The sequence below is a fragment of the Xanthobacter autotrophicus genome (assembly GCF_005871085.1).
In the GTDB taxonomy this organism is placed as follows: Bacteria; Pseudomonadota; Alphaproteobacteria; order Rhizobiales; family Xanthobacteraceae; genus Xanthobacter; species Xanthobacter autotrophicus.
The window spans coordinates 214,973-228,323 of sequence record NZ_VAUP01000022.1 but is presented as its reverse complement, the minus strand read 5'-3'; the positions used below and the strand labels follow the sequence as shown (position 1 = coordinate 228,323).

Sequence of the window (13,351 nt, the reverse complement as noted above, 5' to 3'; positions counted from 1 at the left end):
ACATAATGGGAAGTGAATTATGACCATAGCACGTGGACGAGTCCTGCGGGACAGCTTCCTCTTCGTTCTGGCCTACGGCGTCATTGCCGCCGCCGTAATTTTCGGCTGAGCCATTCGCCTCGCGCGTCGATGCGCTTTGCGCCGCGCGAAGCTTGGCCTGGGGGAAGGGGGCGGCTCGTCTTCCGCTCCTTCCGGAGCATGTCTTCCGGGCCGCGCTTCCTCGACCTGCTCTCGTGCTTTTCTCTCTTGGGCCATCTCTTCAGGTGCGGCATCCCGCGCCATGCATAAGCCTTTGTGGGGCTTGGCATCTCGCGCCCACTCCGGCACCCTTCCCAACATGCGATGGGAAATCGGGACGGTGAGGACGCGATGGGACACCTGATCCCCGCTGCCGGCAAAGGCGTTGAGCCCGGCCGGGACGCGGAGCGGACCAGCGGGCTCGCGCCCCGCCTGCATGAACGGGCTTTCGACATTCTGGCGGCGCAGATCGTTTCCGGCGCGCTCCGGCCCGGCGAGCGGCTGCTCGAATCTCGGGTGGCGGAACGGTTCGGCATTTCCCGCGCACCGGCTCGCCAGGCCCTTGCCCGGCTGGAGCAATTGGGCCTGGTGCGCCGGGCCGAGGGGCACGGCTTCGTCGTCGAGCTGCCCATCGGCCCCGTCCCGGATTTCACCGAACAGGCGCCGGCGGCAGATATCCACCTCGCCCCCGAATCCACCTGGGAGCGTATCTACAAGGAGGTGGAGCACGAGGTGGTCACCCGCAGTGCCTTCGGCTCGTTTCGCGTGGTGGAGAATCACCTTGCCGCCGCCTACGGCGTCAGCCGCACGGTGGCCCGGGAGGCGTTGTCGCGGCTTCACCAGCGCGGCGTCGTGCGCAAGGATGCGCGCCAGCACTGGTATGCGCCGGCACTCACGCCCGCTTACGTGGCCGAACTGTTCGAGATGCGCGCCATCCTGGAGCCGGCGGCCTTGCGCCTTGCCGCGCCTCGCCTTCCTCCGGCGACGCTCAAGGCGCTTGCGGGCAACCTCGCGGACGCCATGGCAGCGCCCGAGGCGGTGGACGGCGCGCGCCTCAGCGCCCTGGAGGAGGAGTTGCACATCAGCCTTCTCGGCCATTGCGGCAACGCAACCCTCATGGACGCCCTTTCCTCCTACCAGACCCTGCTGGTGGCCCTGACCTTCCTTTATGACGCCGCAGCACGGGCGCCCGGCGTCGAGCCGTTCCTCGCCGAGCACATGGACGTGGCGGAGCGGCTTTCGGCTGGCCGCGCGGAAGCGGCGGTGGAGGCGCTCAAGAGCCATCTTGATGGCTCCTTCGCCCGCGCCATGGAGCGCCTGGAACGGGTGCGCCAGGCTCCGGCCCCGGGTCCGCTGCCCTATCTGTCGCCGTTGTAGTCGCGCGGGTCGGGGGATGGCGGGTCGGGAATCGCGGATACCGGGCGTCGCGAGCCACGCCTCCGTGCCGCCTGCCTGAGGACGGCGAACCGGACATTCACGGCGCCCGGACCCAAGCTTTTGATGCAGCAGCATTTTGTGCCGTAACTCCATGGGTCTGCCGCAAATGAACGCCGAAAGGCGGTCACATGGGCGTGACGCCCCTCGTTGCCACGCGCGCTGCACCTATTTGTTGATCTAGACGGGTAGCGCCCGGCACGAACGAGGTTAAGATAACTTGTTCGTCGGCGCAGAGCCTGTCTGCTTGGCGACAGTCGTCGCAAGTGTCTTGGAGGAGGATCTCCATGTCCCTCATTGCCGGTTCCGCTCTCGCCCTCGCAGCTCTTGTCGGGGCCATGGTCCTCGCCCAGCTTGCGGCGCGGCAGAAGCAGGCGGTGCCCGTGCGCGTGCGGGCGCGCCGCGTCAGCCGCTGAGGCGCTCCACCTTCCGCTACCGGGAAATCCTCATCTCCGTTTGAGTTTCGACGGGACGCAATCGGAGAGCACGCGTCGGCCAGCTTGCATTGCGGGCTAGTCGAAGCGTGCTTTCGCTTGAGACGCATGGGCGGTTGACGGCAAAATTGATTGTGAATGGGGCAATTTGCCCGGATCACGCTCTAGACGGTATCGCGCAGCGATTTGGTCGAAAGGCGTTCGGCGGGCGCCGCGCCAGAGCGGATTGAATAATCGACATGGACACCGACATCGAGATCCGCGTTGAGCGGGTCTCGCAGCTCTTCAACATGCTCGATCCCTTTCCCTTCCGGGAGCGGGATCTCGACCCTGAGGCCGAGGCGTATATCGTCGCCTGGGCGCGCGAATTGCCGCGCGGTGCGCCCATGCGGATCGTGGTGCATCTGCCCGAAGCGGAAGCTGCAGCGTCCGAGGCGCGGGGCCTGCCCGAGGCGATGCGCCATTATTTCATGGATCGCGAAATCGCGGTGTCTGGCGAACTGAAGGAGCTGTTCCGCGTCGGCCGACTGTCGCTGACCATCGGCTGCGCCGTGCTCGCCGTCTGCCTCGGCATTGCCGGCCTGATCGGCGAGGGGGCGTTTTCGCGGAATCTGGCGGGATTTGCTGCCGAAGGCCTGCTGATCCTCGGCTGGGTCGCGCTGTGGCGGCCCATGGAGATCTTCCTCTACGACTGGTGGCCCATCGCCCGCCAACGCAACTTGTTCCGGCGCTTAGCTGCGGCCGAAATCGTGGTGCGCGGCACCTCGGGCCGTGCCTGATCGCAAGAGCGGCCGTCGACAAGAGCGGCCGGGATTGGTCAGCCTTGATCGTGCGAAGGCCTGGACCCGGCCCTGACTTGCAGGGCCGGAACCGCCTCAGGCGGCAGCGAGTGCTGCGCGAGCGTGACCGCGGATGCGTTCCACCATCGAGCGCAGGCCGTTGGAACGCTGCGGCGTGAGGTGACCCTCAAGCCCGATCTGCCGGAACACGCCGAGGATGTCCGTCTCCATGATCTCCTTCGGGCTGTGGCCCGATACGAGGTGGAGCAGCACCGCCACCAAGCCGCGCACGATGTGCGCGTCCGAATCGCCCTGGAATTCGATGATGGTACCGGCCGGCGTCTGCTTCAGGTCGGAGATGAGCCACACCTGGCTGGCGCAGCCCTGCACCTTGTTGGTTTCGTTGCGCTCCGCGTCCGGGAAGGGCGGCAGCTTCTTGCCCAGCTCGATGACGTGGCGGTACCGGTCTTCCCAATTGTCCAAGAATTCAAAATCGGCAATGAGGTCGTCTGCGTTCATGAGGCCAATTCCTCGTCTCACCTGAGGCGCCCGCCCGGAAAACGGAACGGGCAGCCATAGAACCTTGCGGTGCAGCATAGCACAGCCGGCAAGGAAATGCGGCCACTTTGATTCGATGTGGCGATCGCCGGCGCGACGGCGGGCAGAAGGTATCAGGCTGGCCGGCGCGGCGGCAGGGGCGTCGGGGCGGGGGAGGCCGGCAGGGCGGGGGCGCCGGGCTGGACACCCTGGGGCACGAAAGTGCGGGCGTTTTCGCCACCGCCCCAGACCGGTAGCAAATCCTGAGGCGCGAGGTCGAGCCCGCCCGCCTGGCCGGAGCCCGGCACGCCGGCAGGCGGATGGGGCGCTTCGCCGGAGGGCGAAGAGCCGATGGAATCGTGCAGCCACTTGGCGCCCACCTGCGCCTTCTCGACAAGGTGGCTCGCCATCTGCCCGCCCACCGCGCAGGCTTGCGGCTGGCGATCGCAGAATCCCTTGAGGTCGGCCACCAGCGCCTGCGCGGCGCCGAAGGCGTCGAACACGCTCACCTCCTTGCCGTCGGTGCCCTTGAGGCCGAGCGGCAGGAGCAGCAGCACGAGGCCGAGCCAGAAGGCGAGGCGAAGCAGAAAGAACATGGCCCCCTCGTCGAGATGCGCGGGCCGGATGCCGGCGCCCTTGCAAATTACCAGAGCCGGTGGCCGACGGGGGCCTGCGCGGCCGCCGTCGGGCTGCACTTTTCAAGACATCGTTAACGCTGAAAGCGGGCAGTGCCGCCCCGGCTTAGCGTTCGCTTAAAGCCTGCCGTGGCAGGGTGTTCCCCGCAGTGCCGGGAGACCGGCGCGCAGTTTTCAGGCATCCGGCTCGCGCTTGCGGGCATCTGACAGGGGGCGGCGTGCGTCACCTCGGCATCGGCGAAGCGGCAGACGGTTCTCGTCCCGGCCCCCTGCGGGCCGCGGGCGGCGAGAGCCTGCCGCGTCTTGCGGTGCTCGGGCGGGTCACAGGCGCCACGCTCACGGGCCTCGGCGTGCTGGCGCTGGGATGCGGCGCCATCGCGCTTCTGGCCGAGGTCACGGGCCTCGTCCAGGGTGCGTTTTTGAATGCTACGGCGCTGGTGGCCACCGGTCTTGTCTCGACCGCCCTGGCGGCGGTGGCCGGCGGGCTGGCCCGCGCCGCCACCCGCGCCAGCGAGGAAATTCCCGACGATGCCCTCCTCGTCACCCGCCACGGCCTGCGCGGTGAGGTGGCGGTGGTGGAAGCGATGGAAGGGCCGTTCGCCGGCGCATCGGCCGCCGCCTTCACCGGCCTTGCCCTGTTCGAGCGCGTGCTGGTGGCCGACCGGCCGGCCTTCCTCTCCGCCGTGCAGACGGCCCATCACGGCAGGGCGCAGCGCTGCGAGCTGCGCCTGCGTTGCGACGGTAAGGGGGAAGCCGCTCCGGCCTTCATGACCGTGGAGGCGCGGTGCACGGCCCTGCGCTCCGGCTTGGTGCGGATCGTCTGGCGGGCGCCCTGGCAGGCCGCCGCCGTTGAACGGCTGAAGGCCGACGATGCCGCCCGCGCCCGCGCCCAGGCGGAGGAGGCCAACGCCGCCAAGAGTCACTTCCTCGCCGCCATGAGCCATGAGCTGCGCACCCCGCTCAACGCCATCCTCGGTTTTTCCGAGCTGCTGGCGACCGAGACCGGCGCCCCCCTCGACGACGTGCGCAAGGCCGATTACGCGCGCATCATCCACGAGAGTGGCCAGCATCTGCTCGGCCTGGTGAACGACATCCTGGATCTCTCGCGGGTGGAGGCGGGGGCCTACGAGCTGGAACGCGAGGCGGTGGACATGGCCGCCCTCGTCGCCGGCTGCGCCGAAATGGTGGCCATCGACGCCGGACGCGCGGGCGTGGCGGTGAAGACTGTGTTCGCGCCCCGCTTGCCGGTCATCGATGCCGACCGGCGGGCGTTCAAGCAGATCGTGCTCAATCTTTTGTCCAACGCCGTGAAATTCACGCCCGAGGGCGGCCGGGTGCAGGTCAGTGTCCGCCGCGAGGGCGAGGCGGTCGCCATCCGGGTACGCGACACCGGCCCCGGCATGCGGCCGGAGGATGTGGCCCGGCTCGGCGAGCCGTTCTTCCAGGCCGGCGACTGCACCCAGCGGGCCCGGGGCAGCGGTCTCGGCATCGCGGTGGTGAAGGGGCTGGTGAAGCTGCACGGCGGCGATTTCCGCGTGGAGAGCGCGCCGGGGCGGGGCACCAGCGTCACTGTGACATTGCCGCTTGCGGTTGAACCGGCGGTGCGGGGCGAGGGCGTGGTGGCGCCGTTTCCTGCCCGCCTCGACGAAACACGCGCGAAGAGGATGGCATGAAGCTGGAACCGGTCATGGCGGGGGGATTGGGCGAGGACGCGCCGGCGGCGGTGGACCTGTCGACGGCGATCGCCCATGCGAGCGAGGCCCGGCACCTGCGCCGGCTAGACTGGGTGGCCGGCGCCGTGGCGCTCGCCGCGTCCGGCGCTTTCCTCGTCAACCTCCTGCTGTTGCAGGCGCCGCCCGCTGGCGCGCCGCTGCCGGAGGCGCGTCCGGCCGGGGCCATCCAGGCCCTCGACCGCTCCAGGACCAGCCGCACCACCGTGCCGCTGCCGCCGCACAGTCCCGGCGGGTCGCCCGTAGCGTCAGCCGGTGGCGCAACTGACGGCGCGCTGGGCTACCTGTCCATCCGCACCACCGTGACCGGAACGCCGGTGCCCCTGGTTCCCGGCACGGCGGCGGCCGGCCGCTCGACCTCGCAGGCCTATGCCGATCCGGTTCCGCGTCGCCCACCGGCCAGTGTCGGCACCGGGGCTGATGTGACCGGTGCCGTGCGCCCGCCGAGCGACGTGCCGGCCTCGCCGCGCCTGCTCGCGGTGCAAAAGGCGCTGGCCAAGCTCGGCTACGGTCCGTTAAAGGTGGACGGCCGGCCCGGCGGCGAGACCCGTTCCGCCATCCAGCGGTTCCAGCGCGACCGCAACATGGCCGCCGATGGCGAGGTCAGCGACAAGCTGGTGCGGGAACTGGCCTCGGTCTCCGGCGTCACGGTCAACTGAATGCGGCTCAAGAGCGCCATCTTCGTTTCCGCGCTTCTCCGCCGTGCCCAGGTGGAAGGTGCCTATGGGGTCGTGGTGCGCCGCGGCTCCGAGGAGGCAGGGGCCATCTTCGTCAAGGTCTCGCGCCTTGACGGTACCGCAGCCCTCTATGGCCCCGCTCCGCAGAGCGCGTTCGATGAAGGTTTTCCCGGCGATCGCCTGTTTTCTGTCCTGGTCGAGCCCGGCCGGCCCGAGGCGGATGCGGACGCGCGCATCGCCAGGGAACTGAAGTTCGACCCGGACATCTTCGTGGTGGAGATCGAGGACCGCGCCGGCCGGCATTTCCTGGATCTGGCCAAGGACTGACAGGGGCGGGCCGGGAGGCGTATGCGGGGGGCGCCCGCCATCATTGGTTAATCTGCGGTTCAGGTACACGAAACCATAAGGACGCCAGCGACGTTGTGATCACGGCTCTCAATGGAGGAGCAGAGCATGAGCACTGTCATTGCGTTCCCCGACGCGTCGACCCTCGCTTCGCGCCGCCCCCCCGCCCGCAGTCGGGATGCGGACGACATACGGTCGCCCGGCGCCGACATTGTGATCCTGCCTGTGGTGCGCGTGGAGCGGTATGAGGCGCCATTGCCGGGACCGGTGCCCTTCAGCACAAATGGGCGGCGCGCGCGCTGAATCAGTTCGAGGGTGTACAGGTGGCGGCTTCGAGCTGGCGCCGCACGAAAGCCCGCATGCCCCGCTCGCGTACGAACGCGCGCACCGCCACGATGCCTTCCAGGGCCGGCGATTCGATCACCAGCCGGTCAGCCGCGGTGATTTCCTCATCCTCCGGCAATGCCGCCTTCTGGCGCGCCGTCATGAGGTCCAACTCGATTACCTTGCCCGCCGCTTGGTCGCTCAGCGCGTAGAAGGCGAGGCCCTCCGCCGTATAGAAGGATACCGAGGTGTAATCGGCCGTCGCCGGCACCCGCACCTTCAGCGGCGCTACCGACAGATCATAAAGGCACACCGCCGAAACGAAGGCAGGGTCCATCATGGGCAACACCTGCTGCTGGGGCGAGGGATCCGGAAGCAGGGTGAGCACATTGGAATCCATCAGCTCAGAGAGCCGTGCATAGGCGTTGCGCTCGGCGAGCGCCGGCATGCTCAGGACGGAGAGGATGTGAGTGATGGCGCCCAGCACCACCGCGAACGCAACGAACAGCAGCACCTGTCCGGGCGAGCTGAAGTGCGGCCGGGACAGGCGCGGGCGCGAGAAATGCGGGCGCGGCAATCCGGCGAAAAAGCGCCCGGCGCGCCGGGTGAGGCGGGCGGCAACGGTGGAGGCTTCCTCGCGCAGGTCGTCCAGCGTCGTCAAAGGCAAGCCTCCTGCGTGATCCTGGGCAGGACGGCTGCGTCCGCGGCACCGGAGGCGAAGGAGAACGGCGCGTCATAGAGACGGAGCGCCACTTGCAGCCGTGGCCGGGCTCCGGTGGGCAGCCAGTTACCCGAGCGGGCGCGCGGGGAGAGGCGCACGTCGATGGCGCCGTCGTCGCGATAGACCACCTCGGCGCTGGTAAAGCTGAAGCGGCCGGCATCATTGGCGATGATGTGGCCGTCCTGGTCCATGACGGTCAGCGTCCACAGCCGGGCCTGGGGCAGCACGCCGACGATGCGCGTCTCGCAGCGCCCGTCGATTGGCTTGCCGGCATCGTCGGTGGCCGCGAGGAACAGCAGGCCGTCGGCCAGTTCCAGCGGTAGCTCACCCGAGCGGGCGAAGGCGGCGCGGGCGTAAGGGTCCGCCTTGGCCGTGCCGGCGCGGGGCCAGCCCTGCCAAGCGCCGGCGCGCACCACATCGAGCCCGCGCGAGTGGGTAACGGAAAACCAGGTGACGCCGAGCCCGAGAATGGTGGCGACGAGAAGCGTGAAGGCAAGAGGCAGAAGGCGCACGGCACATCCGGGGCTGTCGGCCCCTTATCTAGAGCACAATGCCGGTCGGTGCAAAGCGGCGGGCCCGCCTCAGCCGGGACGGCGCATTTTGAGGCTTGCGAGACGCGAGAGGCTTTCCTCGGGAAGGGGCAGGGGACGGCGGGTGACCAGGTCGAACAGCACCAGCACGGTTTCTGCCGTCGCGGTGCAGCGCTCGCCCTGGAAGATGGCCTGCGACAGCGTCATGGAGCTGTTGCCCACGGACAGCACGCCGGTACCGATCAATGCTTCGCCCGGCCACAACATCTCTGCACGGTAGTCCAGCACCAGACGGGCGAGCACGAAGCTCGCGTGCTCCGGCGCCACGGCGGCAGCCCCGCCCCAGAGCAGCCGAGTGCGGCCGGTCTCCAGGAAGGTGGAGAAGACGGCGTTATTCACATGGCCGAGCTTGTCGGTGTCGCCGTAGCGAATGGTGTCGCTCGCCTTGACGGGGAAATCGTCCAGAACCGGCAGGGGCGGCTTCTCGCGGGCGGTCATCGGGCCCCCTTGGCGGGCGTCGCCTTGCCGAGCGCACGCCAGCCGATGTCACTGCGGAAGAAGCCGTCCGGCCATTCGATACGGGCGATCCCCGCATAGGCCCGGTCACGCGCCTCGCCGAGGGTGGAGCCGGTGGCGGTGACGTTCAGCACCCGCCCGCCGTTGGAGACCAGCCCGACGCCTTTGCGCCGTGTGCCGGCCTGGAACACCAGGACACCATCCAGCTCCGTCGCCGCATCGAGCCCGCCGATGGGGCTGCCCACCTGATGCGGGCCGGGATAGCCGCGCGAGGCATAGACCACGGTCATGGCTGCATCCTGCGACCATTCCGGCGTCACCTCGGCAAGGTGGCCGGTGGCGGTGGCGTGCAGCACCTGGATCAGATCGCCCGTGAAGCGGGGCATCAGCACCTGGCATTCGGGATCGCCGAAGCGGCAATTGTATTCCACCAGCTTTGGGCCATCGGCCGTCAGCATCAGCCCGGCATAGAGCACGCCGCGATAGGGCGTGCCGGCTGCCACCATGGCGCGGGCGGTGGGGATGAGGATTTCCTCCAGTGCCCGGCGCTCCAGCTCGGGCGTCAGCACCGGGGCGGGGGAATAGGCGCCCATGCCGCCGGTGTTGGGGCCGAGGTCGCCGTCGAACGCGCGCTTGTGGTCCTGCGCGCTGCCGAAGAGCACGACAGTCTCGCCGTCCACCAGGGCGAACAGGCTGGCCTCCTCGCCCTCCATGAACTCCTCGATGAGCACCTCGGTGCCGCCGCTGGAGAACACCTGCTCCACCGCGTCCACTGCCTCTTCCTCGGAGAGGGCGACCACGACGCCCTTGCCGGCCATGAGGCCGTCCGCCTTCACCACGATGGGCGCGCCCTGCTGGCGCACATAGGCGGCGCCCTCGGCGGCGGAGGTGAAGCGGCCGAAGGCGGCGGTGGGTATGGAATTGGTCTTGCACAATTCCTTGGTGAAGAGCTTGGAGCCCTCCAGCCGGGCAGCCGCAGCCGTGGGGCCGAAGGCGGGGATGCCCACCGCTTCCAGCCGGTCCACCAGCCCCGCCACCAGCGGCGCCTCGGGGCCGACCACCACGAAGTCGATGCCATGGTCCTGGCACCATTTCACGATGGTGTCGTGGGCCGAGAGGGGGATGCCCTCGATCAGCTCTGCGTGCTCGGCGATGCCCGGATTGCCCGGTATGGCATAGAACTGGCCGATACTTGGGCTCTGCGCCAGCTTCCAGGCGAGGGCGTGCTCGCGCCCTCCCGATCCGAGCAGCAGAATGTTCATGCGGCCTCCCCCGTGCGTTGCCCCATGTCTCGCTCGGACGTTTCTGCCAACGTCTCTTGCGAGAGTCTCTTGTCACAATCGCCTATCGGCTCGGAGCCGCGCAAACAAGAGGCACGGCTCTGCGCTCGCCGCATGGGGGGCTTTCCCGCTATGCTTAATCCTTGACCAACAGCCGACTGCGATTCGATGGTGGATGTCGCCGAACCCCGTGCAAATGCGCCGGAATGGAGCGTTTCCGAGCTCTCCGCAGCGCTCCGGCGCACGGTTGAGGACGCCTATGGCCACGTGCGGGTGCGCGGCGAAATCTCCGGCTATCGCGGGCCGCACGGCTCCGGCCACGCTTATTTCAGCCTGAAGGATGCCGGGGCGCGGCTCGACGCGGTGATCTGGAAAGGCACCTTTCAGCGCCTGCGGCTGAAGCCCGAGGAGGGGCTGGAGGTGGTGGCCATCGGCCGCCTCACCACCTATCCGGGCAAGTCGGGCTACCAGATCGTCATCGAGGCGCTGGAATTCGCCGGCGCCGGCGCCATCATGGCCATGCTGGAGGAGCGCAAGCGCCGCCTGGCGGCCGAGGGCCTGTTCGATCCGGCGCGCAAGGTGGCGCTGCCGTTCCTGCCGCAGGTGATCGGGGTGGTCACCTCGCCCACCGGGGCGGTGATCCGCGACATCCTCCACCGCCTCGCCGACCGTTTTCCGCGCCGGGTGCTGGTGTGGCCGGTGCGGGTGCAGGGTGAGACTTCGGCGGCGGAGGTGGCGGCGGCCATTCGCGGCTTCAACGCCTTGCCGGTCGGCGGTGCCATCCCGCGTCCCGACGTGATCGTGGTGGCGCGCGGCGGCGGCGCGCTGGAGGACCTTCTAGGCTTCTCCGACGAGGAGGTGGTGCGGGCGGCGGCGGAAAGCGCTATCCCGCTGGTCGCCGCCGTGGGCCACGAGACCGACGTGACCCTGATTGATTTCGCTGCCGACGTGCGCGCGCCCACCCCCACCGCCGCCGCCGAGATGGTGGTGCCGGTGCGTTCCGAGCTTATCGCGGCGGTGGAAGACCTGGGCGGGCGCCTTGCCGCCGCCCCGGTGCGGCTTCTGGAGCGCCGGCGGGCGGACCTGCGCGGCCTGTCCCGACTCCTGCCCAGCGCGGAAAACCTGCTCTCCGTGCCCCGGCAACGACTCGATGCCGCGAGCGAGCGCCTGCCGCGCGCCCTCAAGGCCAATGCCGCCGCCCATCGCCTGCGCCTGGTGGCGGCGCGTGCCCGCCTCTCCCCCGAGGCGCTGAAGCTGCGCCTGGAGCGTGCCGGCGACCGGCTGGAGACGCTGGAGGGCCGGCTGAAACGCGCCTTGTGGGTGGCGCGCGAGCAGCGTGCGGCGCGGCTGAAATCGGCGGGTCAGCTGCTCGATGCCCTGTCCTTCAAGGGGGTGCTGAGCCGCGGCTTCGCGCTTGTGCGCGATGCGCAGGGCCAGCCGGTGCGTCTGGCCGCCGGTCTTACGCCGGGCATGGTGCTGGATCTTCAGTTCGCGGATGGGCATGTGGCGGCGGTGACGGGGGATGCTGCGCCGGCTGCAACGCCTCCAGTGCCCGCGCCTGCGCGGCCGCGACCGGCCAAATCCAGGAAGCCGCCGAAGGTCGAGGGGCCGACCCTGTTCGATCCGTAAGCCGGCGCCTCTTTCGCGCTGCGGGGCGAATGGCTATGGTGCGTGTTCTTGTTTCAGGACGATAACGGCTGTGATGAACAGATTCGAACGCTTCCCCGAGCCCCATGGCGAGGCGGAGGTCCGCTACCTTGACGGTGAGTTCCGCATCCTGCGGCCGGGCAGCTTCGTGCGCTGCGCCGTGACCGGGCAGGCCATTCCGCTGGATGAGTTGCGCTACTGGAGCGTCGACCTGCAGGAGGCCTATTCCGGCCCCGAGGCGGTGCTGACCCGCGTGAAGGAGCGTCCGGCGGGCTGACGCCTGCGGCCGAAAGGAAGTCCAGTCAACGAAAAGAAAGGGCGCGCCGGTGGCGCGCCCTCTTTCGTTGGAAATCAGCTTGGGGCGTACCTTGGCTCAGCCCCGTGGCTGGAGCGTCTCCAGGAAGCCGATGGGCGCGCCGGTGGCGGGGCCGGTGAGCTCGCCCTCCCACATCACCTTGCGGCCGCGCACGAAAGTGCCCACGGGCCAGCCGGTGACTTCCTTGCCGTCATAGGGCGTCCACTTGGAGCGCGAGGCGATCCAGTCCGCCGTGATGGTGGCGCGGCGCTTCAGGTCCACCACGGTGAAGTCGGCGTCATAACCCACCACGATACGACCCTTGCGGGCGATGCCGAACAGCCGGGCCGGGCCGGCGCTGGAGAGGTCCACGAAGCGCTCCAGGGTCAGGCGCCCGGCGGCCACATGGTCCAGCATCAGCGGCACCAGGGTCTGCACCCCGGTCATGCCCGAGGGGCTTTCGGGATAGGGCTTGGCCTTCTCCTCCAGGGTATGGGGGGCATGGTCGGAGCCGAGCACGTCCACCACGCCGCTCTGGAGCGCCGCCCACAGGGCGTCGCGGTGGCGGCCGTCGCGCACCGGCGGGTTCATCTGCACCAGCGTGCCGAGCCGGTCATAGCAGTCGGGCGCCGCAAGGGTGAGGTGATGGGGCGTCACCTCCACCGAGGCCACGTCGCGGGCGTCGGCGAGAAAATCCATCTCCTCCGCCGAGGTCACGTGCAGCACATGCACGCGCGCGCCGGTCTCGCGGGCGAGATTCACCAGGCGGCGGGTGGCGGTGAGCGCCGCAACCTCGTCGCGCCACACCGGGTGGGAGGAGGCATCGCCGGGCACGCGCAGGCTCTTGCGCTCCTGCAGGCGCGGCTCGTCCTCGCAATGGAAGGCGGCGCGGCGGCGGATGACTTTCAGGATGTTGCGCACGCCATCATCGTCCGCCACCAGCAGGGAGCCGGTGGAGGAGCCGATGAACACCTTCACGCCCGCCGCTCCCGGCAGGCGCTCCAGCTCGGGCAGGTCCTTCACGTTGTCGTGGGTGCCGCCCACATAGAAGGCGAAATCGCAGTGCATGCGGTTGGTCCCGCGCGCGATCTTGTCTTCCAGCGCGGAGGCGGACGTGGTCTGGGGAATGGTGTTCGGCATCTCGAACACGCCGGTCACGCCGCCCATGACGGCGGCCAGCGACCCGGTCTCCAGATCTTCCTTCTGCTCCAGCCCCGGCTCGCGGAAATGCACCTGGGTGTCGATGACGCCGGGCAGGATGTGCAGACCGGTGGCGTCCACCACTTCGCCCGCACTTGCGGCGCCCAGCGAGCCGATGGCGCGGATGCGTCCGCCTGTCACTCCGATGTCCGCAACGGCAATGCCGGCGGGGGTCGCGACCGCGCCGCCCTTGAGCAGCAGATCGAAAGTCACGGGCATGGGAGGAAGCTCGCTCTTGATGGGGACAGG

Annotated in this window: 15 protein-coding genes; 8 read left to right on the top strand and 7 right to left on the bottom strand. The window is 69.1% G+C overall.

The window, feature by feature from the left end; all coding sequences use genetic code 11:
- Positions 1-369 precede the first annotated feature (369 nt).
- From FBQ73_RS09935 to FBQ73_RS09930, 3 genes are all read left to right on the top strand, one after another.
- A complete protein-coding gene (locus tag FBQ73_RS09935) occupies positions 370-1,395 on the top strand; it encodes a GntR family transcriptional regulator (protein ID WP_138399323.1) in 1,026 nt (341 codons plus the stop codon).
- A gap of 344 nt (positions 1,396-1,739) precedes the next feature.
- Positions 1,740-1,868, top strand: a complete 129-nt coding sequence (locus FBQ73_RS23385; RefSeq protein WP_281278799.1) for a hypothetical protein — start codon at positions 1,740-1,742, stop codon at positions 1,866-1,868.
- Between the two features lie 257 nt (positions 1,869-2,125).
- Positions 2,126-2,665: a hypothetical protein gene (locus FBQ73_RS09930; protein WP_138399322.1), complete on the top strand. Its 540-nt coding sequence runs from the start codon at positions 2,126-2,128 to the stop codon at positions 2,663-2,665.
- Between the two features lie 96 nt (positions 2,666-2,761).
- Here the strand turns inward: FBQ73_RS09930 and FBQ73_RS09925 are convergent, their stop codons facing one another.
- Together FBQ73_RS09925 and FBQ73_RS09920 are read right to left on the bottom strand one after the other, a co-directional pair.
- Entirely contained in the window at positions 2,762-3,184 is a 423-nt protein-coding gene (locus tag FBQ73_RS09925; RefSeq protein ID WP_138399321.1) for a SufE family protein, read from the bottom strand.
- Between the two features lie 152 nt (positions 3,185-3,336).
- Positions 3,337-3,798: a DUF5330 domain-containing protein gene (locus FBQ73_RS09920; RefSeq protein ID WP_138399320.1), complete on the bottom strand. Its 462-nt coding sequence runs from the start codon at positions 3,796-3,798 to the stop codon at positions 3,337-3,339.
- A 257-nt stretch (positions 3,799-4,055) separates the two neighbouring features.
- Between FBQ73_RS09920 and FBQ73_RS09915 the strand changes: the two genes are divergently transcribed.
- Genes FBQ73_RS09915 through FBQ73_RS09905 form a run of 3 tightly spaced genes read left to right on the top strand, consistent with a single transcriptional unit; the run spans position 4,056 to position 6,571 of the window.
- Positions 4,056-5,510, top strand: a complete 1,455-nt coding sequence (locus FBQ73_RS09915; RefSeq protein ID WP_138399319.1) for a sensor histidine kinase — start codon at positions 4,056-4,058, stop codon at positions 5,508-5,510.
- Positions 5,507-6,226: a peptidoglycan-binding domain-containing protein gene (locus tag FBQ73_RS09910; protein ID WP_138399318.1), complete on the top strand. Its 720-nt coding sequence runs from the start codon at positions 5,507-5,509 to the stop codon at positions 6,224-6,226. The genes FBQ73_RS09915 and FBQ73_RS09910 overlap by 4 nt, the downstream gene beginning before the upstream one ends.
- Positions 6,227-6,571 (top strand): DUF1491 family protein, encoded by a 345-nt coding sequence (locus tag FBQ73_RS09905; RefSeq protein WP_138399317.1) that lies wholly within the window; start codon positions 6,227-6,229, stop codon positions 6,569-6,571.
- A 322-nt stretch (positions 6,572-6,893) separates the two neighbouring features.
- On the opposite strand, the gene FBQ73_RS09900 is transcribed toward FBQ73_RS09905, so the two are convergent.
- From FBQ73_RS09900 to purD, 4 genes are all read right to left on the bottom strand, one after another.
- Complete coding sequence (locus FBQ73_RS09900; protein ID WP_138399674.1) at positions 6,894-7,427, bottom strand: DUF1254 domain-containing protein; 534 nt, start codon at positions 7,425-7,427, stop codon at positions 6,894-6,896.
- A gap of 143 nt (positions 7,428-7,570) precedes the next feature.
- A complete protein-coding gene (locus FBQ73_RS09895) occupies positions 7,571-8,146 on the bottom strand; it encodes a DUF1214 domain-containing protein (RefSeq protein WP_138399316.1) in 576 nt (191 codons plus the stop codon).
- A gap of 69 nt (positions 8,147-8,215) precedes the next feature.
- A complete protein-coding gene (locus FBQ73_RS09890) occupies positions 8,216-8,662 on the bottom strand; it encodes an acyl-CoA thioesterase (protein WP_138399315.1) in 447 nt (148 codons plus the stop codon).
- Positions 8,659-9,942 carry a phosphoribosylamine--glycine ligase gene (gene purD, locus FBQ73_RS09885; RefSeq protein WP_138399314.1) on the bottom strand — a complete coding sequence of 428 codons (1,284 nt, stop codon included), beginning with the start codon at positions 9,940-9,942 and terminating at the stop codon, positions 8,659-8,661. The genes FBQ73_RS09890 and purD overlap by 4 nt, the downstream gene beginning before the upstream one ends.
- Positions 9,943-10,128: 186 nt before the next feature.
- On the opposite strand from purD, the gene xseA reads away from it, so the two are divergent.
- Together xseA and FBQ73_RS09875 are read left to right on the top strand one after the other, a co-directional pair.
- Positions 10,129-11,589 (top strand): exodeoxyribonuclease VII large subunit, encoded by a 1,461-nt coding sequence (gene xseA, locus FBQ73_RS09880; protein ID WP_138399313.1) that lies wholly within the window; start codon positions 10,129-10,131, stop codon positions 11,587-11,589.
- A gap of 73 nt (positions 11,590-11,662) precedes the next feature.
- On the top strand, positions 11,663-11,884 hold the full coding sequence (locus FBQ73_RS09875) for a DUF2093 domain-containing protein (protein WP_041575248.1): 222 nt from the start codon (positions 11,663-11,665) through the stop codon (positions 11,882-11,884).
- Between the two features lie 96 nt (positions 11,885-11,980).
- Here FBQ73_RS09875 and FBQ73_RS09870 read toward each other — a convergent pair whose 3' ends face one another.
- Positions 11,981-13,321, bottom strand: a complete 1,341-nt coding sequence (locus tag FBQ73_RS09870; protein WP_138399312.1) for a dihydroorotase — start codon at positions 13,319-13,321, stop codon at positions 11,981-11,983.
- Between the last annotated feature and the right edge of the window lie 30 nt (positions 13,322-13,351).